We start from the raw sequence: 25839 nt of genomic DNA on the forward strand, positions 1-25839 counted from the left end.
ATGCTTAATTCATCCAACCCTTGACCCAGTCCATGACGGACTCGGCAGGATCCGGCTCACCGCCACAGGCGGCTCCGGCCGGCGGTTCACTGCCACGAATATACGGCATCTGCACCGCGCCCGGGCAACTGGCATCCGAACCCTGACCGCTGTGCGGATCGATCCAGGCCTGCACCACGTTATCAGGCAACGGCATGTCCAGCGGCAGCGGGTCGGCCTTGCGCATGAAACTGGTCCAGACCTGCAAGGCACCGGTGGCACCGGTGAACGGCGTCTTGCCGTTGTCATCACGGCCCAGCCACACCACCGCCAGCAGGTCCTGGCTGAAGCCTGCGAACCAGCTGTCACGGGAATCGTTACTGGTACCGGTCTTGCCCGCCAGGGTCAACGAGCTTGGCAGCACACTGTAGACCGAACGCCCGGTGCCTTCGCGCATCACCCGCTGCATGGCGTTCTGTACCAGATAAATGGCACCCGGATCGAAGGTTTGCTGGATCTGGAACGGGTAACGCTTGAGCGGCTCGCCCTCGGCGGTCAGCACGCTGCGGATGCCACGCATCGGGGTGTTGAAGCCGCCGTTGGCCAGGGTCTGGTACATGGTTGCGACCTGCATCGGCGACATGCCGCCGGCGCCGAGCATCATCGACGGGAAGGCTGGCCAATCGACATTCACGCCCAGCCGGCCGATGGTCTTGAGCACATTGGGCACGCCCAGTTCCAGGCCCAGCTTGGCGGTCGACAGGTTGTAGGAGTTGGCCAGGCCCTGATACAGGTAAATCGTGCCATGGGAGCGCCGGTCATAGTTCTGCGGCCGCCACACCTGGCCGTCAGCCCCCTTGACCGAGAACGGCTCGTCCTGCACCCAACTGGTCAGGGTGTATTTGCTCGGTTTTTCCAGGGCGGTCAGGTACACCGCAGGCTTGACCAGCGAGCCGATCGGCCGTACGGCATCGATGGCGCGGTTGAAGCCGGCAAAACCGGCCTGGCGGCTACCGATCAGGGCCTGGACTTCACCGGTTTCCGGGTTGGTCACCACCATCGCCGCTTCGACTTCATCTGCACCCTTGCGCCCGGCCAAGCGCTTGAAGGTCTCGCCCATGGCAGCTTCGGACTTCATCTGCAGGATCGGGTCAAAGCTGGTGAAGATGCGCAGGCCTTCTTCGGTCAAGTCTTCGTCACGGTAGTCCTGGCGCAGCTGGCGTTTGACCAGGTCGAGGAAGCCCGGGTACGAGCTGTCGGCCAGGCTCCCGCGCTTGGTGACGTCCAGTGGCATCTTCTTCGCCGCGTCCACCGCTTCCGGGGTGGCGACGCCCTGCTCGGCCAGCAGATCGAGCACCAGGTTACGCCGCACTGTGGCCCGCTCCGGATAACGCCGTGGGTTGTAATAGGAAGGGCCCTTGACCATACCCACCAGCAAGGCGATCTGATGCAACTTGAGCTCGGACAGCGGCTGGCTGAAGAAGAACTGGCTGGCAAGACCAAAGCCGTGCACCGCGCGCTGGCCATCCTGGCCGACGAACACTTCGTTGAGGTAGGCCTCGAGGATTTCACGCTTGTCGTAATGCAGCTCGAGCAGCAAGGCCATCATCGCTTCATTGAGCTTGCGGCTGAGGCTGCGTTCGTTGGTCAGGTAGAAGTTCTTCACCAACTGTTGGGTCAGGGTACTGCCGCCCTGACGCATGGCTCCGGACGAGGTGTTGACCCACACCGCCCGGGCAATCGACTTGGGTGACACGCCAAAGTGGCTATAGAAGTCGCGGTCTTCCACCGCCACCAGGGTTTCCAGCAGATACGGCGGCACCTGATCGATGTTGATCAGGATACGGTCTTCGAGGTTTTTCGGGTACAGGCCGCCGATCAGCAGCGGCTCCAGGCGCACCACATCAAGTTTGGTGCCGTTGGCACCGCTGAGGCCGGCAACATAGTCGCCAGAGAAGCGCACGCTGACGCCTTGCGCCGGTTCCATGCCTTCATAGAACTGGAAGCCGCGGGTATTGAGGTCGACGCTGTTGCCGTTGACCGCCGCTGCACCCGGGCCGTTGGCGACGCTTTCGCGGCGATAGCCGAGGGCATCGAGCTCGATCAGGAAGTCGGCCTTGCTCAACTTCTGCCCAACGAACAGTTCCAGCGGCCGGGCATACACCTTGGCCGGGATGGTCCAGCGCTTGCCGGAGAATTTCTCCTGGACCACAGCGTCGAGGTAAATGGCATAGCCCGCCACCAGCACAAGGCCGACCAGGCTGAGCTTCAAAGCCCAGCCCAGCCAGGCACGCGAGCGGCCAGACGGGCGTTTTTTAGCGGTACGGGGGGATCGGGATCGAGTCATGGCGGCGGATTATACGCACTTTATCGCTCATCGACAGGCGCCCTCCGGCGGTTTGCAGCAGCCGCGCTTGCGGCCATAATGGCCCATTCGAATCTCCCGACCCAGAAGGATCGCCCGTGAGCCAAGCCTTGATCACTGCCCTGCAGAATCCCGCCCTGTTCCCTCATCCTGTGAAGGCTTTTCAGGTCATCGAGACGCATATCTCCTGGGTGCTGCTCACCGGTGACTATGCCTACAAGATCAAGAAGCCGATGAACTTCGGCTTCCTGGACTTCACCGAGTTGTCCCAGCGCGAGCACTTCTGCAACGAAGAGCTGCGCCTGAACCAGCGCCTGACCGAAGGCCTGTACCTGCAAGTGCTGCCGATCACCGGCAGCGCCCAAGCCCCGCAACTGGGTGGTGAAGGCGCGCCGATCGAATACGCGCTGCAGATGCGCCAGTTCCCGCAGAGCCAGATGCTCAGCACCCTGCAGGCCAATGGTGAGCTGACCGCCGCGCACATCGACCAGATGGCCGAACAGATCGCCCGCTTCCACCTGGCCGCACCGAAAGTCGCCGTCGAACACCCGCTGGGCACGCCAGACAGCGTCATGGCGCCGGTCGAGCAGAACTTCGAGCAGATTCGTCCGTTCCTTTCCGACAAGGCTGACCTGCAGCAACTCGAAGCGCTGCAAGCCTGGGCCCAGGACAGCTTCAAGCGCCTGCACACGCTGCTGGACACGCGTAAAGCAGAAGGTTTCATTCGCGAGTGCCACGGTGACATCCACCTGGGCAACGCCACCCTGATCGACGGCAAGGTGGTGATCTTCGATTGCATCGAGTTCAACGAACCGTTCCGCCTGACCGACGTGTACGCCGATGCCGCCTTCCTGGCCATGGACCTTGAAGACCGTGGCCTCAAATCGCTGTCGCGCCGCTTCATCAGCCAGTACCTGGAACTGACCGGTGATTACGCCGGCCTGGAACTGCTGAATTTCTACAAGGCGTACCGTGCACTGGTGCGGGCCAAGGTCGCCCTGTTCAGCATGCCGGCCAACGCCGATGCCGTGCAGCGTGCCACCACCCTGCGCACCTACCGCAACTATGCCAACCTGGCAGAGAGCTACAGCGCCATCCCTTCGCGCTTCCTGGCCATTACCCACGGCGTTTCCGCGGTGGGCAAGAGCCACGTGGCCATGCGCCTGGTTGACGCCCTGGGCGCCATCCGCCTGCGCTCGGACGTTGAGCGCAAGCGCCTGTTCGGTGAGCAGGCCAGCGCCAATGCCGGCCAGTTGCAAGCCGGCATCTACACTCAAGACGCAAGCCAGGCCACTTACCAGCGCCTGCACCAACTGGCGCAAACCCTCCTGCGTGCCGGCTTCCCGGTGGTGATCGACGCCACCTACCTCAACCAGGACCAGCGTCAGGCCGCCGCCGGCGTTGCCAGCGAAACCGGCGTGCCGTTCCTGATCCTCGACTGCAATGCCCCGGATGCAGTGATTGCCAGCTGGCTGGCCCAGCGCCAGGCCGACCAGAACGATCCGTCGGATGCCACCCTGGACGTGGTCAAGGCCCAGCAGGCCAGCCGTGACCCGCTCAGCGCCGAAGAGCTGCTGCAAAGCAAACGCGTGGAAACCAACGAGAGCGGCAGCCTCGATCTGCTGGTCAAGCAGATCCGCCAGCGCCTGCCTGGGCTCTGATGCAATCCAGGACGTGAAGCAGTCGACACTTCACGCCTGATTCCAGGCGCCTCCGCAATGATGGCACTATAATGTCACCATAAGCTCAAACAAGGAGGCGCCTTATGAATCAGCCACGGCAACTGGACAGCGCGCTGTATGCGTTGGTGCATGACGAACAGATCGCCAGCTTCAATCGCGAGAAACCCAAGGACGGCACCGTCGACTTTCGTGGCGGTGATTTCCGTGGGCTCGACCTGCGTGAGCTGGACACCTGCGGCATCGATTTCACCGATGCCTATTTCCGCGCTTCCGACCTGCGCGGCCTGGACCTGCGCCATAACGGCCTGGAAGGCGCCAGCCTTGCCCACGCGCAGATTTCCGGTACCTATTTCCCCAGCGAACTGAGCGCCGACGAGATCCTCATGTCGGTCAACTTCGGCACACGCCTGCGTTACCGTACACGCTGACTCCTATTGGACGACATGCCCACCGGCTACGGCCTGGCGGGCGGCGTTCGGCTACCCGTCGGCACATGGATGGCAAAACGCCGCGTATTTTCCAAGTGCCGCTACACTCCTCTTTGACCTGCTCGCGATTCCATAATCAAGACCCGTTCAGCCGTCGCAAGGAGGCTTGATGAACGATGAACTTCAGCATCTGAAAAACCTTGGCAAGACTTCTGCGCAATGGCTGCATGCGGTCGGCATCCACAGCGCATCCGACCTGCGCCGACTGGGTGCGGTAAGTGCCTACAAGGCCGTGCGTACCCGCGGCTTCCGCGCCTCGAAGGTGCTGCTCTATGCGATTGAAGGCGCCTTGCTCGATGTGCACTGGAACGATATTCCAGCCGAACGCAAGGAAGCCCTGAACCAGGAACTCGACAGTAAATCCGCCCTGACGAAAAATAATCGAGAATTTTGAGTCACGCTGCTTGACTACGAAATGAGAATCGTTATGATTATCACAACTGGTCGCGAGACTGGTTGGGTAACCTGAAAGCCCCTGGTTCGGACTCTCAGATTATCTCCTCATCAGGCTAATCACGGTTATTGACCCGGCACTTGCCGGGTCTTTTTTTGCCTGGTGTTTTCCCGGCCTAACACCCAACCTGCCTGCTAGCGGGCAATGATCAGCGGATGCCCGCGCTCGGGATGTGGCTGTACCAGTACATCGATGCCGAACACAGCCTTGAGTGCGTCAGGCCGCAACACCTGCTGCGGCGTATCCAGGGCATGGGCGCGGCCCTGTTCGAGCAGCAGGATACGGTCACAGTAGCGCGCCGCCAGGTTCAGGTCGTGGAGAATGACCAACACCGCTGCACCGCGGTCGGCGAACTCGCGCACCGCTTGCAAGGTGGTGTGCTGGTGCAACGGGTCGAGCATCGAGGTCGGCTCGTCGAGCAGCAGGATGCGCCCCTCCTCCCCCGGCCATAGCTGGGCCAGCACCCGTGCCAGGTGCACGCGCTGACGCTCGCCACCGGACAACGCCAGGTAACTACGCCCGACCAGATGGCTGGCGTCGGCCGCTTGCAACGCCGCGTCGATGATCTGCTGGTCACGTTCAAGGCCGCTTCGGTGCGGCAAGCGGCCCATGCCAACCACCTCCTCGACCCGGAAGGCAAAGCCGAGGCTGGACACCTGCGGCAATACCGCCAGGCGTTGGGCGCGCTGCTGGCCAGGCCATTCGGCCAGCCCGCGATCATCCAGGCTCACCCGCCCCTGGCTGGCCTCCAGCTCGCCACACATCACCCCGAGCAGGCTGCTCTTGCCTGCACCGTTGGGCCCCAACACCCCCAGCACCTGACCGGGTTGCAGCGCCAGGCTGATGTCGCTCAGGACCAGGTTCGCGCCACGGCGCAGGGACAGGTTCTCGACTCGCAGCATCAGGCACGCCCTCGCAGCAGCAGATAGAGGAAAAACGGTGCGCCGATAAATGCGGTAACAATACCGATCGGCAGCTCCGCGGGTGCCAGCGCCAAACGGGCGATCAAGTCGGCAAACAACAGCAGCGAAGCACCGGCCAACAGCGACGCCGGCAGCAACACGCGGTGATCGGGCCCGGCCAGCAAACGCACCAGATGCGGCACCACCAGGCCGATAAAGCCAATCAGCCCCGCCGCCGCTACCGCAGCGCCAACGCCCAACGCGGTACAGAACACCAGTTCGCGCTTGAGCTTCTCGACCTCGATGCCCAGGTGCCGGGCTTCGGACTCGCCCAGCAGCAAGGCATTGAGGGCCTGCGCCCGGCGCGGCAACCACAGCGAGACCAGCACGGCGACCAGCACCAGTGGCCACAGGCGCTGATAACTGGCGCCATTGAGGCTGCCCAGGTTCCAGAACGTCAGGGTGCGCAAGGTGGCATCATCGGCCAGGTAGGTGAACAGTCCCACCGCCGCGCCGGCCAAGGCGGTCAAGGCGATACCCGCAAGGAGCATGGTCGCCACGTTGGTCTGGCCATCGCGTCGCCCAAGGCGGTACACCAGTGCGGTCACCCCCAGGCCACCGAGAAACGCACACAGGGATAACAGATAAGGCGCGAACACCTCGGGGATGCCACCAGCCCATGAGCCGCCAACAATCGCTACCGCCGCACCGAGCGCGGCACCGGCGGAAACACCGACAAGGCCAGGGTCAGCCAGCGGATTGCGAAACAGGCCCTGCATTGCCACCCCGGACAGCGCCAGCACCGCGCCCACCGCCAACCCCAGCAGCGTACGCGGCAAGCGAATCTGACCCAGGATCAACTCGGCCTGCTCCAGCCCTTCGCCGGCCACCGGCAGCCCGATCAGCCGCGCGCCCACGCGCAGGGTATCGAACAATGGCAGGCTGACCGGCCCCAGCGCCAGCGACAACCAGATCGCCAGCAGGCACAGCAGCGTCAGGGCGACGAACAGCGTGCGCGGTTTGACCAGCCGGTTCATTGCGCGGCTGGGTAGAAGGCTTGGGACAGGCGCTGCAAGGTCACGGGCAGGCGCGGGCCCAGACCGCCGACCAGCAGGGTCGGGTCCAACTCGATCAGGCGCTTGTTCCGTGCCGCACGCGAAGCGTTCAGGGCAGGGTTTTCCTTGAGCAATGCCTGCAAGGCCTGGTCACCGCTCAAGCTGCGGTCGGCGAATACCAGTACATCGGGATCGAGGGCCGCCAAGGCCTCCACCGAGAAGTTCTTGTAACCTTCGTTGTCGGCCAGGTTGCGCGCACCGGCTTGCCTGAGCAACCAGTCGCCGGAGGTGCCTTTGCCGGCAATCATCGGTTTGGAGCCGGCATGACCGACCAGCAGGATCACCCCAGGGGCCGCCTGGGTGCTTTGCAACTGCTTGATCCTGCCCTGCAGGTCATCAAGTTGCTGGTGATAGTCGGTAAACAATTTTTGCGCCTGTTGTTCAGCCCCGAGCAGATGCCCCAGTTTCAGCAGGTTGCCTTTAACTGCGTCCAGCTCGGCCTTGCTCGACAGCAGCTCGACCTTGACCCCGGCGCCACGGATTTGCGCCAGCACCGGTGGCGGGCCCATTTCCTCGGTACCCACCAGTAGATCCGGGCGCAGACTCAGTACGCCCTCGGCGGACAGTTGACGCTGATAACCGATACTGGGCAACGCCTTGAGCGACTCAGGATGCTGGCTGGTGGTGTCGACCCCGACCAGCTTCTGCTCGCCCCCCAGCGCCGTCACCCACTCGCTCAAGGCCCCACCGGCGCTGACCCAGCGTTGCGGCAAAGCTTCGGCCTGGGCCAGGGTGTTGAACACAAGACCGGCACACAGGGCGATCAGGCGGGCACGTGGGCGCATAACAGGCTTCCTTGAATGAGGAGGAGCGGCAATCCGGGTGGATAATGCCGGGGACGCACGGTATAAAGCGTCCGATACGGCGGATGCAGGCAATTTGATAATTATTTGCATTTGCACGTCAAGCCGTCACTGTGACTTCGGGTAACCCCTCACCATGCATTTTCTTTGTCGATCCGAGCAACTGGGCGAAGGCCAGAGCAGAGGCTTCAGTGTCGATGACCTGGGGATTTTCGCGGTTCGGCGCGCCGGCACAGTTTATTTGTACCGCAATTACTGCCCCCATCGCGGTATCGCCCTGAACTGGGAACCTGACGCCTTTCTCGACAGCAGCGCCAGCCTGATCGCCTGCACGCGCCACGGTGCACTGTTTCTGATCGAGTCCGGCGAATGCGTGGCGGGGCCCTGCGAAGGCGAGCAACTGACGGCCCTGGACTGTCGCGAAGACAGCCAGGGCATCTGGCTTATCGATTGAGCAACACCGGCAATGGCCGATCGATGTAGACCTGCTCGCCGTCGATCCGTGTGCCATAGGCAAGTACCTCGACGCCATCGGCCACCGCCGCACGCAGCGCATCGGCATAAACGCTGTCGATTTCGTCGGCCGGGCGTACGGCATCGATACCGCTGAGGTTTACGCAGTACAGTTGCACCGCGCGTACTCCCTGACGCGCCAGGGTCGCCAGTTCACGCAGGTGCTTGGCGCCGCGCTGGGTTACCGCATCGGGGAAGGCCGCCACGCTGGAATCGGCAAAGCCCAGGGTCACGCTCTTGACCTCGACGTAGGCCGGCCCGTCAGCAAACTCCAGGCGAAAATCCACCCGGCTGCGTTCCTCACCGTAGGCCACTTCACGTTTGAGCCCGGTAAAACCGGCCAGTTCGCTGATGATACCGGCGCGCAGGGCCTCTTCCACCAGGGCGTTGGCCCGCCCGGTGTTGACGCAGGCCAGGCGCCCCTGCGGCGTTTCACTGATTTCCCAGGTACCGGGCAGCTTGCGCTTGGGGTCATTGGAGCGGCTGAACCAGACCTGGCCGCCCTCGACCATGCAATTGAACATCGAGCCGGTGTTGGGGCAGTGGATGGTCATCTGCTCACCATTGGCCAGCTCGATGTCGGCCAGGAAACGCTTGTAGCGGCGCAGCAAGCGGGCGGTTTCAAGTGTTGGAGAAAAACGCATCAGCCTTGCCAGCTCCGCAGTCCACGGGCGATCCGCTCAACCGCCTCCTGCAAACGCGGCAAACTCTGGGTGTAGGCAAAGCGTACGTGGTGGCCGGCCTGGTGGCGGCCGAAGTCCAGGCCCGGCGTAAAGGCGACATGCTCGGTTTCGAGGAAATGCCGGCAGAAGGCAAAGGCATCACCGCCAAAGGCGCTGATATCGGCATACAGGTAGAACGCCCCCTGGGGCTCGACAGCAATCTTGAAGCCCAGCTCGCGCAAGGCCGGCAAGAGGAAGTCGCGCCGGCGGGCGAACTCGCCCCGGCGCTCTTCGAGAATGGCCAGGGTGGTGGGCTCGAAACAGGCCAGAGCGGCGTGCTGAGCCATGCTTGGGGCGCTGATGTAGAGGTTTTGCGCAAGCTTTTCCAGGTCGGCCACCGCCGCCGGGGGCGCCACCAGCCACCCCAGGCGCCAGCCGGTCATGCCGAAATACTTGGAAAAACTATTAAGGACGAAGGCTTCGTCGTCGACTTCCAGCACGCTTGGCGCATCCATGCCGTAGGTCAGGCCGTGGTAGATCTCGTCCACCACCAGGTGGCCATTGCGGGCGCGGGTAGCGGCCGACAGGCTGGCCAGTTCGGCGTGATCAAGCACGGTACCGGTCGGGTTGGCCGGCGATGCAACCAACGCGCCGACGGTGTCCTGGTCCCAGTGTCGCTCGACCAGGTCGGCGGTGAGCTGGTAGTTGACCTCTGGCCCCACCGGCACCAGGTGTGCAGCGCCTTCGACCAGCCTCAGGAAATGCCGATTGCACGGGTAGCCCGGGTCGGCCAGCAGCCAGTGCTTGCCCGGGTCGACCAGCAAGCTTGCAGCCAGCAGCAAAGCGCCGGATCCGCCTGGAGTAATGAGGATGCGCTGCGGGTCGATGCTCAGCCCGTAGCGTTGCTGGTAGAACCCGGCAATCGCTTCACGCAGTGCCGGCAACCCGCGGGCAGCGGTGTAACGGGTATGCCCCTGGGCGAGTGCGGCCTGGCCGGCCTTGATGATCGGCGCGGCGGTGGTGAAGTCCGGCTCGCCGATTTCCAGGTGAATCACGTCGCAGCCGCTGGCCTGCAGCTCGTTGGCACGGGCCAGCAGGGCCATCACGTGGAAAGGTTCGATGGCGCGGCTGCGCGCACTGTAGGGCTGGGCCATTAGCCTTCTCTCAAAAGGGTCTAGAATATTGATTCTACCCATGCGCCGGGTCGAACGTGTGGCAAAACCTGCGGTCCACTGCAAAGATCATCAAGGCCAGGCACCGTTGCCCCGGCCTTGACAACCGGGAGTAGCGCACCCCGATTCGATCTGGTAAGTTCGGCGGCTCGCAGTCGCAGGGCCGGCGGGCGCCGGAGATGGAGCAGCCTGCGCAATGGATTAGAAAAGTGAGAGGCGGTCTATTCATGTCCACCCTAGAAAAGCAAAAAACCAATCAGGCCATGTACGGCGTCGAGCCCTATCAGGTAACCAAGGGTGAAGAGTACATGGGTGACCCCATGCGCAAGCACTTCATCAAACTTCTCGGAGCCTGGAAGCAGGAACTGATGACCAGTGTGGACCGGACTGTGGACCACATGAAGGACGAGGCGGCCAACTTCCCGGACCCCGCCGACCGCGCCAGCCAGGAAGAAGAATTTGCCCTGGAACTGCGTAACCGCGATCGCGAGCGCAAGCTGATCAAGAAAATCGACAAGACCCTGCAGAAAATCCAGGACGAAGAATACGGCTGGTGCGACGCCTGCGGCGTTGAAATCGGTCTTCGCCGCCTGGAAGCCCGCCCTACCGCCGACCTGTGCTTTGACTGCAAGGAAATCGCGGAGAAGAAAGAAAAAACGGTCGGCAAAGGCTGATCCTTCTCCCATCCGAACGGGGCGCATCAAGCGCCCCGTTTCATTTTCATACCTGCCCTCCATGAACAACTCCCGCTACATCGGTCGCTTCGCCCCCACCCCCAGTGGTTTCCTGCACTTCGGTTCGCTGGTAGCAGCCCTCGCCTCATGGCTCGACGCCCGGGCAGTCGGCGGCACCTGGCTGGTGCGCATGGAAGACATCGACCCGCCCCGCGAAGCCCCCGGCGCCCAGGCAGCGATCCTGCAAACCCTGGAAAGCTACGGCCTGGAATGGGATGGTGAGGTGGTCTATCAAAGCCTGCGTCATGAAGCCTATGCCGAGGTAGTCGAACGCCTGTTCCGCCAGGGCCTGGCCTATGCCTGCACCTGCTCGCGCAAGCAACTGGAGGGTTACAACGGCATTTACCCCGGCCTGTGCCGTAATGCCGGTCATGCCCAGCAGGATGCGGCCATTCGCCTGCGCGTGCCGGAGTTGACCTACCGTTTCGAAGACCGCGTTCAGGGGCCTTTTGAACAACACCTGGGGCGCGATGTGGGTGATTTCGTCATCCGTCGTCGCGACGGACTCTATGCCTATCAACTGGCAGTGGTGCTCGATGACGCCTGGCAGGGAGTGAGCGATATCGTTCGCGGCGCCGATTTGCTCGACAACACCCCGCGCCAGTTGTACCTGCAGGAACTGCTGGGGCTGTCGCATCCGCGTTACCTGCACGTGCCACTGATCGTGCAGCCCGATGGGCACAAGCTGGGCAAGTCCTACCGCTCACCGCCACTTTCCGCAGGCCAGGCCACGCCCCTGCTGCTACGGGCCTTGCGCGCGCTGGGCCAGGCGACCGAAGCGGGTATGGAGCAAGGCACCCCGGCCGAAGTGCTTGCACATGCTGCACTGCACTGGAACCCTGCGGCCGTGCCGGGGCGCCTGAGCGTGCCCGAGGCCGACCTGCACTGACCGTCGTGGGAGCGGCGATGCGGCGATCCGACTTGCCCCGCGATTGCGATCTACCTGCTGTATCGCATCGCGGGGCAAGCCCGCTCCCACCCGGACGGTGTACGCACCTCGACACAGAAAGCCCTGAAAATTCAATTCTTTGGCAAAAACGTGCAAGCCCGTTACCATCGCCGCAGCCATTTGCGCCAATAATAAGTCCAAGCCGCAGCGCCCTAACCTTTGAGGCCAGCATGTATATCTATCGTTTGGTCCTGCTTCTGGTCGTGGGGATCTACCTGTTCTCCCCGGCCATCATGGACTGGTGGATCGAGCCAACCGGTGCCTGGTATCGCCCGTACCTGCTCTGGCTGATCCTGATCGTCGTGACCTTTATCCTGCAGAGCCAACGTGATGCCGATGAGCTTTAGCCTGACCCAGATGATCCTGATCAGCGCCGCCTACCTGCTGGTGCTGTTCGGCGTGGCCTGGGTCAGCGAACGCGGAATGATCCCGCGCTCGATCATCCGCCACCCGCTGACCTACACCCTGTCGCTGGGCGTTTATGCCAGTGCCTGGGCCTTTTATGGCTCGGTGGGCCTGGCCTACCAGTACGGCTACGGTTTTCTCGCCTGTTACCTGGGGGTGTCCGGCGCCTTCCTGCTGGCGCCGGTGCTGCTCTATCCCATCCTGAAGATCACCCGCACCTATCAGCTATCGTCGCTGGCCGACCTGATCGCCTTCCGCTTTCGCAGCACCTGGGCCGGGGCCCTGACCACCATTTTCATGCTGATCGGTGTGCTGCCGCTGCTGGCGCTACAGATCCAGGCGGTGGCCGATTCCATCAGCATTCTGACCGGCGAGCCAGTCAAGGCCCGGGTGGCCCTGGCCTTTTGCGCGCTGATCACCCTGTTCACCATCTTCTTCGGCTCTCGCCACATTGCCACCCGGGAAAAACACGAAGGCCTGGTGTTTGCCATCGCCTTCGAGTCGGTCATCAAGCTGCTGGCCCTGGGCGGTATCGGCCTCTATGCACTGTATGGCGTCTTTGGCGGCCCCCATGAGCTGGAGGTCTGGCTGCTGCAGAACCAGACCGCCCTCGCCGCCTTGCACACGCCATTGCAGGAAGGACCCTGGCGCACACTGCTGTTGGTGTTCTTCGCCTCGGCCATCGTCATGCCGCACATGTACCACATGGCCTTCACCGAGAACCTCAACCCGCGCTCGCTGGTCAGCGCCAGCTGGGGCCTGCCGCTGTTCCTGCTGCTGATGAGCCTGGCCGTGCCGCTGATTCTCTGGGCGGGCCTGAAAATGGGTGCCAGCACCAGCCCGGAGTACTTCACCCTGGGCCTGGGCATCGCCGCCAACAACCAGGCGCTGGCGCTGCTGGCCTATGTCGGTGGGCTATCGGCGTCCAGCGGGCTGATCATCGTCACCACCCTGGCCCTCTCGGGCATGGCCTTGAACCACCTGGTGCTGCCGCTGTACCAGCCACCGGCCGAGGGCAATATCTACCGCTGGCTGAAATGGACGCGCCGGGCGCTGATCGTTGCGATCATCACCGCCGGTTTCGGTTTCTACCTGACCCTGGGCAGCCAGCAGGACCTGGCCAACCTGGGCATCGTCGCGTTCGTTGCCACCTTGCAGTTCCTGCCCGGCGTGCTTTCAGTGCTGTACTGGCCGACCGCCAACCGCCGTGGCTTCATTGCCGGCCTGCTGGCAGGGATTCTGGTGTGGATGGTGACCATGCTATTGCCACTGGTGGGCAACCTGCAGGGCTTCTACATTCCGCTGCTGAACATGATCTATGTGCTCGACGATACCAGTTGGCACATGGCGGCGATCGCCTCGCTGGCCGCCAACGTGCTGTTGTTCACCCTGATCTCGCTGTTCACCAACGCCAGCAGTGAAGAAGTCAGCGCTGCCGAGGCCTGTGCGGTGGATAACGTGCGTCGCCCACAACGCCGTGAACTGCACGCCGCCTCGCCCCAGGAGTTTGCCACCCAACTGGCCAAACCCCTGGGCGCCAAGGCGGCACAAAAGGAAGTGGAACAAGCCCTGCGCGACCTCTACCTACCGTTCGACGAGCGCCGCCCCTATGCCCTGCGCCGCTTGCGCGACCGCATCGAGGCCAACCTCTCGGGGCTTATGGGCCCAAGTGTGGCTCAGGACATGGTCGAGACCTTCCTGCCCTACAAGTCCGGTAACGAAAATTACGTTACCGAAGACATCCACTTCATCGAAAGCCGCCTGGAAGACTACCACTCGCGACTGACCGGCCTTGCCGCCGAACTCGATGCCCTGCGCCGCTACCACCGCCAGACCCTGCAGGAGCTGCCGATGGGCGTCTGCTCGCTGGCCAAGGATCAGGAAATCCTGATGTGGAACAAGGCCATGGAAGAGCTCACCGGCATCCCCGCCAAACGCGTGGTCGGCTCGCGCCTGACCACCATTGCCGAGCCCTGGCGCGGCCTGCTGCTGGGCTTCATCAACGTGCCCGACGAGCACCTGCACAAACAGCGCCTGGGCCTGGACGGCCAGACCCGCTGGTTGAACCTGCACAAGGCGGCCATCGACGAGCCGCTGGCACCGGGTAACAGTGGCCTGGTGTTGCTGGTCGAAGACCTCACCGAAACCCAGGCCCTGGAAGACAAGCTGGTGCACTCCGAACGCCTGGCCAGCATCGGCCGCCTGGCCGCCGGGGTTGCCCACGAGATCGGCAACCCGGTCACCGGCATCGCGTGCCTGGCGCAGAACCTGCGCGAAGAGCGCGAAGAGGATGGCGAGATCACCGAGCTGAGCAGCCAGATCCTGGAGCAGACCAAACGTATCTCGCGTATCGTCCAGTCGTTGATGAGCTTTGCCCATGCCGGCAGCCACCAGCACAGCGACGAGCCGGTGTGCCTGGCCGAAGTGGCCCAGGATGCCATCGGTCTGCTGGCCTTGAACCGGCGCAATTTCGAAGTACAGTTCTTCAACCTCTGCGATCCGGACCACTGGGTCGAGGGCGATCCGCAGCGCCTGGCCCAGGTCTTGATCAACCTGCTGTCCAATGCCCGCGACGCCTCCCCGCCCGGCAGCGCCGTACGGGTCAAAAGCGAGGCCAGCGAACATACCGTCGACCTGATCGTCGAGGACGAAGGCAGCGGTATCCCGAAAAACATCATGGATCGTCTGTTCGAACCCTTCTTCACTACCAAGGACCCGGGCGAAGGCACCGGACTGGGGCTTGCTCTGGTCTATTCCATCGTGGAAGAGCATTATGGACAAATCACCATCGACAGCCCGGCTGATAGCCAGAGCCAACGCGGTACCCGGATCCGAGTGACCCTACCGCGCCATGTCGTAGCGACGTCCGCTGTGAACTGAGACCGTCGAGAGAATTGAATCAATGCCGCATATTCTGATCGTCGAAGACGAAACCATCATCCGCTCGGCGTTGCGCCGATTGCTTGAGCGCAACCAGTACCAGGTCAGCGAGGCCGGCTCGGTGCAGGAAGCCCAGGAGCGCTTCAGCATTGCGACCTTCGACCTGATTGTCAGCGACCTGCGCCTGCCAGGCGCACCTGGCACCGAGCTGATCAAGCTTGGTCAGGGCACGCCGGTGCTGATCATGACCAGCTACGCGAGTCTGCGCTCTGCCGTCGACTCGATGAAGATGGGTGCGGTCGACTACATCGCCAAGCCCTTCGATCATGATGAAATGCTTCAGGCCGTGGCGCGCATCCTGCGTGACCGGCAGAACGCCCCAACCACTGCGGCTGAGCGCGGCAACGGCAAGGCGGCGGCGAGCGAAAAAGCAGCGGCCAGCAATGCAGCCAATGGCGAGATCGGCATCATCGGCACCTGCCCGCCCATGCAGGACCTGTACGGCAAGATTCGCAAGGTTGCACCAACTGACTCCAATGTACTGATCCAGGGGGAATCGGGGACCGGTAAAGAGCTGGTAGCTCGTGCCCTGCACAACCTCTCGCGACGGGCCAAGGCACCGATGATCTCGGTGAACTGCGCGGCCATTCCGGAAACCCTGATCGAATCGGAACTGTTCGGCCACGAAAAAGGCGCCTTTACCGGTGCCAGTGCCGGGCGTGCCGGCCTGGTCGAAGCCGCAGACGGCGGTACGCTGTTCCTCGACGAAATCGGCGAACTACCGCTCGAAGCCCAGGCACGTCTGCTGCGGGTGCTGCAGGAAGGCGAAATCCGACGGGTCGGCTCGGTGCAATCGCAAAAGGTCGATGTGCGCCTGATCGCCGCCACCCACCGTGACCTGAAGAACCTGGCCAAGGTTGGCCAGTTCCGTGAAGACCTCTATTACCGCCTGCACGTCATCGCCCTCAAGCTGCCGGCGCTGCGCGAGCGTGGTGCCGACGTCAACGAAATCGCCAATGCTTTCCTCGCCCGCCAGAGTGCGCGAGTCGGGCGCAACGACCTGCGCTTCGGCCACGACGCAGAGCAGGCGATCCGGCATTACTCCTGGCCGGGTAACGTGCGCGAGCTGGAAAACGCGGTGGAGCGTGCGGTGATCCTGTGCGAGAGCCCGGAAATTTCCGCCGACCTGCTGGGTATCGACATCGAACTGAGCGACCTGGAAGACGATGATCCGTTCGCCAGCCTGTCGAGCAGCAGTGTCACCACCAGCAACACCAGCCACGAGCCGACCGAAGACCTGTCGCTGGAAGACTACTTCCAGCATTTTGTCCTCGAACATCAGGATCACATGACCGAGACCGAGCTTGCGCGCAAGCTGGGGGTCAGTCGCAAGTGCCTGTGGGAGCGACGCCAGCGCCTGGGTATCCCGCGGCGCAAGAGCGGCGCTACCAGCGAAGGCTGAGGCGTTTGCGCTGTTTCCCACGGCGCCCAGCGGTAACACCGCCACCCTGCGACAAACTGTTACCGCAACGCAAAGTCGTAACAAAAACCGGGGCTTACGGTAACGAAGCCCCGGTTTTTTTCTGCCCCAAAAACCCCAAAAAAGCGCTCCAACCCCTTGTTTTACTGGGTTTTGCAAAAGTTGGCACGGCACCTGCTATATGTTTGGTACAAGAACAATAACAAGCACTGCAAAAGACAATAAAAATAAGACGAATCGGCTCACGCACAATAAGAACAAGACGGCGGAGGCGCAGCTAACTGATTCTTTTGGAGAGGAGTTGTATTTGGGGCTTGCCCCACAACCAGGCAGAGAACAACAAAAACTGCACTCAAGCAGGGCCTGAACTGGTTGGATCGCATGATCATTGCAACCTCAGCGACCAAAGCAATCCGTTTGCTCTTGATCCCGGTTAGGGATACCGCCCACAAGCTTTTTTTGTGGGCAGGGCACTCAACAAAAACAAGAAGCCCGGCAAAAAAACAATAAGAGCACGCAACTACTTCTTGGGGAGCTTCGGCTCCCCTTGTAGTTTCTGCCCGCTCCAGCCTGCCCAAGCGTCGCCCGACGCGACCGCCTACACCATCCACCGAGTAAATGCTAGAATCCCCGCCCATCATGCGGCCATTCTTCGTTTTTGGCCGAACATTCCTTCAAACAGTGCATCCCATGCTGAAGAAGCTGTTCCAGTCGTTCCGTCCTCCCGTGCGTGGCCAGCACCACATCCGCACCACGCCCGAAGTGATCAACAGTGGTCAACATTCGCTGCAACGTGGCCAGTTCAGTCGCCACGCGGTGAATATCGTCGAGCGCCTGCAAAACGCCGGCTACCAGGCCTACCTGGTCGGTGGCTGTGTACGCGACCAGCTCCTGGGCATCACCCCCAAGGACTTCGACGTCGCCACCAGCGCCACCCCTGAACAGGTCCGCGCCGAGTTTCGCAACGCCCGCATCATTGGTCGCCGCTTCAAGCTGGTTCACATCCATTTCGGTCGTGAAATCATCGAAGTCGCCACCTTCCGCGCCAACCACCCGGAAAGCGAAGAAGAGAACAGCCACACCTCGTCGCGTAACGAGAGTGGGCGGATTCTGCGCGACAATGTCTACGGCACCCTGGAAGAAGACGCCCAGCGCCGCGACTTCACCATCAACGCCCTGTACTACGACCCGATCAGCGAGCGCATCCTCGATTACGCCAACGGTGTGCACGACATTCGCAACCGCCTGATCCGTCTGATCGGCGACCCGACCCAGCGTTACCAGGAAGACCCGGTACGCATGCTGCGGGCCGTGCGTTTCGCCGCCAAGCTCAACTTCGGCATCGAGAAGCACACCGTCCAGCCGATTCGCCAACTGGCGCCGATGCTGCGCGAAATTCCGGCCGCACGCCTGTTTGAAGAGTCGCTGAAACTGTTCCTTTCCGGGCATGCCGCCGACACCTTCGAAATGCTCGTCGACCTGGAATTGTTCGACCCACTGTTCCCCGCCAGTGCCCAGGCGCTGGAGGAAGACCCGACCTATACCCATACCCTGATCAGCCAGGCGTTGATCAATACCGACCTGCGCGTCAAGCAGGGCAAACCGGTAACCCCGGCGTTCCTGTTCGCCGCCATGCTCTGGCCGGCGCTGCCGGCGCGCGCTTTGCGCCTGCAGAGCCGTGGCATGCCGCCGATCCCGGCAATGAACGAAGCCGCCCACGAACTGATCGCCGAGCAATGCCAACGCATCGCGATCCCCAAGCGCTTCACCATGCCGATCCGCGAGATCTGGGACATGCAGGAGCGCCTGCCACGGCGCAGCGGCAAGCGTGCCGACCTGTTGCTCGACAACCCGCGCTTTCGCGCCGGTTACGACTTCTTGCTGCTGCGTGAAAGCGCTGGCGAAGAAACCGACGGCCTGGGCCAGTGGTGGACCGACTATCAGGACTGCAACGACAGCCAGCGCCGCGACATGATTCGCGAGCTGGGCAGCCGTGATGAAGGCGCCGGTGCCGGCCCGCGCAAACGCAAGCGCAGCCCGAGCAAGCGCAAGCGTGCCGACGGCGCTGCGGGCGAGTAACACATGATCCGCGCCTACATTGGCCTGGGCAGCAACCTGGCCAATCCCGAGCAGCAATTGCGCAGCGCCGTCGAGGCGCTGGGGCAACTGCGTGCCAGCGTCCTGGCCGGGGTATCGGCCTTCTATACCAGCGACTCACTGTCACCAGGCCAACCGCGTTACACCAACGCCGTGGCGGCGCTGGATACGCCTCTGCCCCCTCTCGAACTGCTCGATGCATTGCAGGCCATCGAGGCCGACCAGGGCCGCGAGCGCAAGGAACGCTGGGGTCCGCGCACGCTCGACCTGGACATTCTTCTGTACGGCGACCAGGTCATCGATGTGCCACGCCTGAAAGTGCCGCATTACCACATGCAGGCACGACCGTTCGTCCTCTACCCGTTGGCCGAACTGGTCCCCGAAGACTTCTGCCTGGCCGATCAGCGGCCCCTTTCCCAATTACTGGCAGATTGCCCGTTCGTCGGCCTGGAACGCCTGTAGCCGGGCGTTCCCCCAGCCGGTAACGCCCGTAACAGCGCAATAGTAACAATGCGGTAACAGGGTAATTGACTTCAGCCCCCTCGCTCACGACTATAGGCGTCCCGTGGCGCCCCGAGCGCCGCAAAAAGGCGTATATAGGCCTGGAACAGGTCGTAATTCAAACACCACGATCGATGATGTGCTGTTCCAGAAGATGAATACATGCGTTGTACGCAGCCGTTTTTCACAGCGCCTGAACGAGGATTCCTTTTCATGCCAGAAGTAACCCTGACCACCCTGCAGAGCCTCAAGGCCAAGGGTGAGAAAATAACCATGCTGACCTGCTACGACGCGACCTTTGCCCAGGCCGCCAGCCGTGCCGGCGTGGAAATATTGCTGGTGGGTGACTCCCTGGGCATGGTCCTGCAGGGCCATGACAGCACCTTGCCAGTCAGCAATGCCGAGATGGCCTACCACACCGCCTGCGTCAAGCGCGGTAATGAAGGGGCGCTGATTCTCGCCGACCTGCCGTTCATGGCCTGCGCCACCACCGAGCAAGCGTTCGTCAACAGCGGCGCACTGATGCAGGCGGGCGCGCACATGGTCAAGGTCGAAGGTGCAGCCTGGCTGGCGGAGACCATCCGCCTGCTGGCCGAGCGTGGCGTGCCGGTGTGCGCACACATGGGTCTTACTCCGCAGACCGTGAACATTCTCGGCGGCTACAAAGTCCAGGGCCGCCAGGAAAGCCAGGCCCGGCAGATGCGTGCCGATGCCATCGCCCTGGAGCAGGCTGGTGCGGCCATGTTGCTGCTTGAATGCGTGCCGACTGAACTTGCAGCCGAAATCACCCAGGCAGTGAGCATTCCTGTCATCGGTATTGGTGCCGGTAGCGCCACCGACGGCCAAGTGCTGGTGCTGCATGACATGCTCGGCCTGTCGCTGACCGGCCGGGTGCCGAAGTTCGTGAAGAATTTCATGGTTGGCCAGAGCGACATTCAAGGCGCCCTCAAAGCTTACGTAGCTGCCGTCAAGGATGTCAGCTTCCCCGGCAGCGAACATGGGTTCAGTGCATGAATACAGTCAAGACCGTCCGTGAACTGCGCGCCGCCGTGGCGCGGGCGCGCAGTGAGGGCAAACGCATCGGTTTCGTGCCGACCATGGGCAACCTGCACAGCGGTCACGCCGCGCTGGTGACCAAGGCTGCGCAACGGGTCGACTTCGTGGTTGCCAGTATCTTCGTCAACCCCCTGCAGTTCGGCCCCAGCGAAGACCTCGACAAATACCCGCGAACCCTCGCCGCCGACCAGGAGAAACTGCTCCTGGCGGGCTGCCACCTGCTGTTCGCCCCGACCGTCGAAGAGATGTACCCCGATGGCATGGCCGGGCAGACCCGGGTCAGCGTCCCGCAGTTGTCCGAAGGGCTGTGCGGTGCCAGTCGCCCAGGCCATTTCGAAGGCGTGGCGATAGTCGTCAGCAAACTGTTCAACATGGTCCAGCCGGACCTGGCGGTGTTCGGCCAGAAAGACTTCCAGCAACTGGCGGTGATCCGCGCGCTGGTGCGCGACCTGAACATGCCGATCCAGATCATCGGCGAGCCGACCGTGCGCGCCGAGAATGGCCTGGCACTGTCCTCGCGCAACGGCTACCTGAGCGACGAGCAACGCGCGGTAGCGCCAGCCTTGTATCGTCTGCTGAGCCAGATGGCCGCGGTCATCGTGCAGGGCGAACGTGACTATCCGGCATTGATCGCCAACGGCCAGCAACAACTGACCGAGGCAGGCTTTCGCCCTGACTATCTGGAAATCCGCCAAGCCCTGAGCCTGCGCCCGGCAACCGCCGAAGACCGCGATCTGGTGATCCTGGTAGCTGCCTTCCTGGGCGCTACCCGCCTGATCGACAACCTGCACCTGAACCTTGACGACCAGTAACCCGGCCAGCCGCTGACCTGGCCTCTCCCTGTAAAGCAGGCTGCATGCCTATAATTGGCATCAGCCTGCAAACGGGGCGCTGTTTCCAGTGTCCAAGGCAGTTCACGCACTAAGGAAACCTGCAGCGATGGCGTATTACCGCACCCCTCATGATGTTACCGCCCTGCCGGCCTGGCAGGCGCTCCAGCAGCACCGCGAAGCCATGCAGGACTTCAGCATGCGCGACGCATTCACTGCCGAGCCAAAGCGCTTCGAAGAATTCTCCCTGAGCACCTGTGGGCTGTTTCTCGACTACTCGAAAAACCTGATCAACAGTCAGACCCGCGACCTGCTGGTGGGCCTGGCCAATGAAGTCGGCCTGCAAGAGGCAATCAAGGGGTTGTTCGCCGGCGAAATCCTCAACGCCTCGGAAGGCCGCCCCGCCCTGCATACCGCCTTGCGCCGGCCGGTGGGCGACAAGTTGAGCGTCAACGGCGTCAACGTGATGCCCGAGGTGCACAAGGTCCTCAACCAGGTAACCGAACTGGTTGGCCGCATTCATGACGGCCTGTGGCGCGGTTACAGCGAAAAGCCGATCACCGACGTGGTCAACATCGGCATCGGTGGCTCCTTCCTCGGCCCGGAGCTGGTCTCCGAAGCCCTGCTGCCCTACGCCCAGCGCGGTGTGCGCTGCCACTACCTGGCCAACATCGACGGCAGCGAGTTCCACGAACTGTCGGCCAAGTTGCGCGCCGAAACCACACTGTTCATTGTCTCGTCCAAATCCTTCAACACCCTGGAAACCCTGAAGAACGCCCAGGCCGCCCGCGTCTGGTACCTGGCCCAGGGTGGCTCGGAAGCCGAGCTGTACAAGCACTTCATCGCCGTGTCGAGCAACAAGACCGCGGCCATGGCTTTCGGCATTCGTGAAGAAAACATCTTCCCGATGTGGGACTGGGTCGGCGGGCGTTACTCGCTGTGGTCGGCCATCGGCCTGCCGATTGCCCTGGCCATCGGTACGGCCAACTTCAAGGAACTGCTGTCCGGTGCCTATACCATGGACCAGCATTTCCAGAATGCCCCGTTCGAACAGAACATGCCGGTACTGCTGGCCTTGCTCGGCGTCTGGTATGGCAACTTCTGGGGCTCGCAGAGCCATGCGATCCTGCCGTATGACCACTACCTGCGTAACATCACCAAGCACCTGCAACAGCTGGACATGGAGTCCAACGGCAAGAGCGTCCGCCAGGACGGCACGCCGGTCAACCATGACACCGGTCCGGTCATCTGGGGTGGCGTGGGTTGCAACGGCCAGCATGCCTACCATCAGTTGCTGCACCAGGGCACCCAACTGATTCCGGCCGATTTCATCGTCCCGGTGGTCAGCTTCAACCCGGTCGCCGACCACCACCAGTGGCTGTACGCCAACTGCCTGTCGCAGAGCCAGGCGCTGATGCTGGGCAAGACCCGCGACGAGGCCGAAGCCGAGCTGCGCAACAAAGGCATGGCCGAAGCCGAGATCCAGAAGCTGGCCCCGCACAAGGTGATTCCGGGCAACCGTCCGAGCAACACCCTGGTGGTCGAGCGCATCAGCCCGCGTCGTCTTGGCGCGCTGGTGGCAATGTATGAGCACAAGGTGTTCGTGCAGAGTGTCATCTGGGGCATCAACGCCTTCGACCAGTGGGGCGTTGAACTGGGCAAGGAACTGGGCAAGGGCGTGTACCAGCGCTTGACCGGTGGTATCGAAGAACCTGCCGAAGACGCCTCGACCCAGGGCCTGATCAACTTCTTCCGCAGCCGTCACCGCGGCTGACCGGATCGCCCCATCGCGGGGCAAGGCCGCTCCTACAGTAGGAGCGGGCTTGCCCTGCGATGAGGTCTACACTGTCCTGACGCTCACGACGCGACAGGACCCCGCCATGTTCGATATCAGCGACTTTCCTAAAGCCGATGCCGTCAGCAAGGCGGCGCAACTGAGCCAGGCCGACTATGAACGCCTGTATCGCCAGTCCATCGACGACCCGGATACCTTCTGGAGCGAACAGGCCAAGGCCCTGGACTGGATCAAGCCCTGGCGTAAGATCCAGCAAAGCGACATGAAGACCGGGCAAGCCACCTGGTTCGACGGCGCACAACTCAACGTCAGCTACAACTGCATCGACCGCCACCTGGCCACCCGCGGTGAGCAACCGGCGATCATTCGCGAAGGCGACAACCCCGCCGACTCCAGCCTTATCACCTACCGCGAACTGCACCAGCAGGTCTGTCGCCTGGCCAATGTGCTCAAGCAACGCGGGGTGAAAAAAGGCGACCGGGTGTGTATCTACATGCCCATGGTCCCGGAAGCGGCCTACGCCATGCTCGCTTGCAGCCGCATAGGTGCCATTCATTCGGTAGTGTTCGGCGGCTTCTCGCCGGATGCCCTGCGTGACCGGATTCTCGACGCCGATTGCCGCACGCTGATCACCGCCGATGAAGGCATTCGCGGCGGCAAGACAGTGCCGCTGAAGAACAATGTCGACAAAGCCCTGATCAGTTGCCCGCAGGTCAGCACCGTTGTGGTGATCAAACGTACCGGTGGCCAGATCGACTGGAGCGAAGGCCGCGATATCTGGTACCACCAGGCGATCAAATCAGTCAGCGACCACTGCCCACCCGAGCCCATGGACGCCGAAGACCCACTGTTCATCCTCTATACCTCCGGCAGCACCGGCAAACCCAAAGGCGTGCTGCACAGCACCGCCGGCTACCTGCTACAAGCCGCACTGACCTTCAAGACCGTGTTCGATTACCGTGAGGGTGAGGTGTTCTGGTGCACCGCCGATGTCGGCTGGGTGACCGGTCACAGCTATATCGTTTACGGGCCGCTGGCCAACGGTGCGATCACACTGATGTTCGAAGGCGTGCCCAATTACCCCGATGCCTCGCGTTTCTGGCAGGTGGTCGACAAGCACGAGGTGAACATTTTCTACACCGCTCCTACAGCCCTGCGCGCGCTGATGCGTGAAGGCTCGAGGCCGCTGGCGAGTACCTCGCGCAAGAGCCTGCGCCTGCTCGGCAGCGTCGGCGAACCCATTAACCCGGAAGCCTGGGAATGGTACTTCGAAGCCGTGGGTGAAAAGCGCTGCCCGATCGTCGACACCTGGTGGCAGACCGAAACCGGCGGCATCATGATCAGCCCGCTGGTGGGCACCCGGCGGGTCAAGCCCGGCTGCGCCACCCAGCCGATGTTCGGCGTGCAACCGGTGTTGCTGGACGACAAAGGCAGGCTGATCGAAGGCCCCGGCAGCGGCATGCTGGCGATCAAGGCCAGCTGGCCCGGGCAGATCCGCAGTGTGTACGGTGATCCGCAGCGCATGATCGATACCTACTTCAAGCCATTGCCGGGTTACTACTTCACCGGCGACGGCGCCCGCCGCGATGCGGACGGCGACCTGTGGATAACCGGGCGCATCGATGACGTGATCAACGTTTCCGGCCACCGCATCGGCACCGCCGAGGTCGAAAGCGCCCTGGTGTTGCACGACAGCATCGCCGAGGCCGCTGTTGTCGGGTACCCTCACGATCTCAAGGGGCAAGGCATCTACGCATTCGTCACGCCCATGAACGGGGTAAACGCGGACGACAGCCTCAAGCAGGAACTGCTGGCCCTGGTCAGCAAAGAGATCGGCAGCTTCGCCAAGCCCGAGTTGATCCAGTGGGCGCCGGCGCTGCCCAAGACCCGCTCAGGCAAGATCATGCGGCGCATCCTGCGCAAGATCGCCTGCAACGAACTCGACAACCTTGGCGATACCTCGACCCTGGCCGATCCGGGCGTGGTCCAGGGCTTGATCGACAAACGCCTGAACACTTAAAACGGCAGCTTCGTCGGGCTGCCTTGAAGACAAGGTAACCATGGAAGCGATTCGCCGCCGTATCGAAACCCAGGTGATGAGCCTGACCGGCTTGTCCCTGGGGCAACTGGACCTGGAAAACCCCAAGGGCGATCCCGGCCTGTTCGGCCCGGACAGCATCAGCTGGCGCGTGCATGGCGACTTCCCGAGCATGTTGATTGGCGGCATCAGCGCCCTGCTGCTGCAATTGCTGCACCCGCTGGCGCTGGCCGGGGTCTGGGATCACTCCAATTTTCGCCAGGACCTGCTCGGCCGCTTGCGCCGTACCAGCCAGTTCATCTCCGGCACCACCTTCGGCTCGACGCAAGATGCCAACTGGCTGATCGAAAAAGTGCGGACCATTCACCTGCAGGTGGTCGGTAGCGCCGCTGATGGCAGGCCGTACGCCGCCAGCGACCCGGACCTGCTGACCTGGGTGCATGTGGCCGAGGTCAGCAGCTTTCTGGCAGCGCATATGCGCTATCGCAACCCGAACCTGTCGCTCGCCGATCAGGACGCCTATTACGCCGAGATCGCCCTGATTGCCGAACGCCTGGGCGCCCGCGAGGTACCGCGCTCGCGCCAGCAGATCACCGACTACCTGCAAGCCATGCGCCCGCACCTGATCTGCGATGCCCGCAGTCACGAAGTAGTACAGGTGCTGCTCGATGCGCCAGCGCCCAGCCGCCTGGCCCAGCCGGTGGGCGCGCTGATGCTGCGCGCCGGGATCGACCTGTTGCCCGAATGGGCCAGCGAAATGCTCGAACTGAGTCAGAACCCGTTGCAACGCCGGCTGATCCGCCAGGGTGTCACCGGCACCGCTGCGATGCTGCGCTGGGCCATGCGCGATGGCTCGGCCCATCGAGCACGCCGGCGCATGGGCCTGACCTGATCCGGGCAGCAATAGCCCTCGCCCGGCCATCTATGCCACCATGCCGG

General features: G+C 62.7%; 22 protein-coding genes. 16 read left to right on the forward strand and 6 right to left on the reverse strand.

All coding sequences use genetic code 11. From position 1 onward, the window contains the following. Window positions 1–4 precede the first annotated feature (4 nt). Complete coding sequence (gene mrcB, locus EXN22_RS23675) at window positions 5–2326, reverse strand: penicillin-binding protein 1B (RefSeq protein ID WP_130266328.1); 2322 nt, start codon at window positions 2324–2326, stop codon at window positions 5–7. Window positions 2327–2442: 116 nt separating this feature from the next. Here mrcB and EXN22_RS23680 point away from each other — a divergent pair, with 116 nt between their 5' ends. The 3 genes from EXN22_RS23680 to EXN22_RS23690 all read left to right on the forward strand — a co-directional run bounded on the left by EXN22_RS23680 (window position 2443) and on the right by EXN22_RS23690 (window position 4908). Beyond that, window positions 2443–4005, forward strand: coding sequence for a bifunctional aminoglycoside phosphotransferase/ATP-binding protein (locus tag EXN22_RS23680; RefSeq protein WP_130266329.1), 1563 nt, complete (start codon window positions 2443–2445; stop codon window positions 4003–4005). Window positions 4006–4109: 104 nt separating this feature from the next. Continuing rightward, window positions 4110–4454 (forward strand): pentapeptide repeat-containing protein, encoded by a 345-nt coding sequence (locus EXN22_RS23685; RefSeq protein ID WP_130266330.1) that lies wholly within the window; start codon window positions 4110–4112, stop codon window positions 4452–4454. 169 nt (window positions 4455–4623) lie between these two features. After that, window positions 4624–4908: a TfoX/Sxy family protein gene (locus tag EXN22_RS23690; protein WP_130266331.1), complete on the forward strand. Its 285-nt coding sequence runs from the start codon at window positions 4624–4626 to the stop codon at window positions 4906–4908. Window positions 4909–5102: 194 nt separating this feature from the next. On the opposite strand, the gene EXN22_RS23695 is transcribed toward EXN22_RS23690, so the two are convergent. Genes EXN22_RS23695 through EXN22_RS23705 form a run of 3 tightly spaced genes read right to left on the reverse strand, consistent with a single transcriptional unit; the run spans window position 5103 to window position 7770 of the window. Further along, window positions 5103–5870: a heme ABC transporter ATP-binding protein gene (locus tag EXN22_RS23695; RefSeq protein ID WP_130266332.1), complete on the reverse strand. Its 768-nt coding sequence runs from the start codon at window positions 5868–5870 to the stop codon at window positions 5103–5105. Then, window positions 5870–6853 carry a FecCD family ABC transporter permease gene (locus tag EXN22_RS23700; protein ID WP_165392292.1) on the reverse strand — a complete coding sequence of 328 codons (984 nt, stop codon included), beginning with the start codon at window positions 6851–6853 and terminating at the stop codon, window positions 5870–5872. The genes EXN22_RS23695 and EXN22_RS23700 overlap by 1 nt, the downstream gene beginning before the upstream one ends. A gap of 50 nt (window positions 6854–6903) precedes the next feature. After that, a complete protein-coding gene (locus EXN22_RS23705) occupies window positions 6904–7770 on the reverse strand; it encodes a heme/hemin ABC transporter substrate-binding protein (protein ID WP_130266334.1) in 867 nt (288 codons plus the stop codon). A gap of 154 nt (window positions 7771–7924) precedes the next feature. Here EXN22_RS23705 and EXN22_RS23710 point away from each other — a divergent pair, with 154 nt between their 5' ends. Next, complete coding sequence (locus EXN22_RS23710) at window positions 7925–8242, forward strand: Rieske (2Fe-2S) protein (RefSeq protein ID WP_130266335.1); 318 nt, start codon at window positions 7925–7927, stop codon at window positions 8240–8242. On the opposite strand, the gene sfsA is transcribed toward EXN22_RS23710, so the two are convergent. Beyond that, window positions 8232–8945, reverse strand: coding sequence for a DNA/RNA nuclease SfsA (gene sfsA, locus EXN22_RS23715; protein ID WP_130266336.1), 714 nt, complete (start codon window positions 8943–8945; stop codon window positions 8232–8234). The two genes, EXN22_RS23710 and sfsA, sit on opposite strands and share 11 nt — an antisense overlap. Then, window positions 8945–10117 (reverse strand): pyridoxal phosphate-dependent aminotransferase, encoded by a 1173-nt coding sequence (locus tag EXN22_RS23720; RefSeq protein ID WP_130266337.1) that lies wholly within the window; start codon window positions 10115–10117, stop codon window positions 8945–8947. Before EXN22_RS23720 ends, sfsA begins: the two co-directional genes overlap by 1 nt. A gap of 245 nt (window positions 10118–10362) precedes the next feature. Between EXN22_RS23720 and dksA the strand changes: the two genes are divergently transcribed. The 12 genes from dksA to EXN22_RS23780 all read left to right on the forward strand — a co-directional run bounded on the left by dksA (window position 10363) and on the right by EXN22_RS23780 (window position 25792). Then, complete coding sequence (gene dksA / locus EXN22_RS23725; RefSeq protein WP_130266338.1) at window positions 10363–10809, forward strand: RNA polymerase-binding protein DksA; 447 nt, start codon at window positions 10363–10365, stop codon at window positions 10807–10809. Between the two features lie 61 nt (window positions 10810–10870). Beyond that, complete coding sequence (gene gluQRS, locus EXN22_RS23730) at window positions 10871–11758, forward strand: tRNA glutamyl-Q(34) synthetase GluQRS (RefSeq protein WP_130266339.1); 888 nt, start codon at window positions 10871–10873, stop codon at window positions 11756–11758. 230 nt (window positions 11759–11988) lie between these two features. Beyond that, complete coding sequence (locus tag EXN22_RS23735; RefSeq protein WP_003250005.1) at window positions 11989–12165, forward strand: hypothetical protein; 177 nt, start codon at window positions 11989–11991, stop codon at window positions 12163–12165. Continuing rightward, entirely contained in the window at window positions 12149–15103 is a 2955-nt protein-coding gene (locus EXN22_RS23740) for a sensor histidine kinase (RefSeq protein WP_165392258.1), read from the forward strand. Before EXN22_RS23735 ends, EXN22_RS23740 begins: the two co-directional genes overlap by 17 nt. A gap of 22 nt (window positions 15104–15125) precedes the next feature. Then, a complete protein-coding gene (locus EXN22_RS23745) occupies window positions 15126–16565 on the forward strand; it encodes a sigma-54-dependent transcriptional regulator (protein ID WP_130266341.1) in 1440 nt (479 codons plus the stop codon). 708 nt (window positions 16566–17273) lie between these two features. Further along, on the forward strand, window positions 17274–18662 hold the full coding sequence (locus EXN22_RS23750) for a polynucleotide adenylyltransferase PcnB (RefSeq protein ID WP_165392259.1): 1389 nt from the start codon (window positions 17274–17276) through the stop codon (window positions 18660–18662). A 3-nt stretch (window positions 18663–18665) separates the two neighbouring features. Continuing rightward, the gene (gene folK / locus EXN22_RS23755; RefSeq protein ID WP_130266343.1) at window positions 18666–19142 is read left to right on the forward strand and encodes a 2-amino-4-hydroxy-6-hydroxymethyldihydropteridine diphosphokinase; all 477 of its coding nucleotides are present in this window, start codon (window positions 18666–18668) and stop codon (window positions 19140–19142) included. Window positions 19143–19394: 252 nt separating this feature from the next. Beyond that, window positions 19395–20195: a 3-methyl-2-oxobutanoate hydroxymethyltransferase gene (panB, locus tag EXN22_RS23760; protein WP_130266344.1), complete on the forward strand. Its 801-nt coding sequence runs from the start codon at window positions 19395–19397 to the stop codon at window positions 20193–20195. After that, window positions 20192–21049, forward strand: a complete 858-nt coding sequence (gene panC / locus EXN22_RS23765; protein WP_130266345.1) for a pantoate--beta-alanine ligase — start codon at window positions 20192–20194, stop codon at window positions 21047–21049. The genes panB and panC overlap by 4 nt, the downstream gene beginning before the upstream one ends. Before the next feature lie 127 nt (window positions 21050–21176). Then, entirely contained in the window at window positions 21177–22841 is a 1665-nt protein-coding gene (gene pgi, locus EXN22_RS23770; protein ID WP_130266346.1) for a glucose-6-phosphate isomerase, read from the forward strand. Between the two features lie 106 nt (window positions 22842–22947). Next, window positions 22948–24882 (forward strand): acetate--CoA ligase, encoded by a 1935-nt coding sequence (gene acs / locus EXN22_RS23775; RefSeq protein WP_130266347.1) that lies wholly within the window; start codon window positions 22948–22950, stop codon window positions 24880–24882. 40 nt (window positions 24883–24922) lie between these two features. Then, entirely contained in the window at window positions 24923–25792 is an 870-nt protein-coding gene (locus EXN22_RS23780; protein WP_130266348.1) for an oxygenase MpaB family protein, read from the forward strand. Window positions 25793–25839 lie beyond the last annotated feature (47 nt).

The sequence above is a fragment of the Pseudomonas tructae genome (genome assembly GCF_004214895.1).
Lineage (GTDB): Bacteria > Pseudomonadota > Gammaproteobacteria > Pseudomonadales > Pseudomonadaceae > Aquipseudomonas > Aquipseudomonas tructae.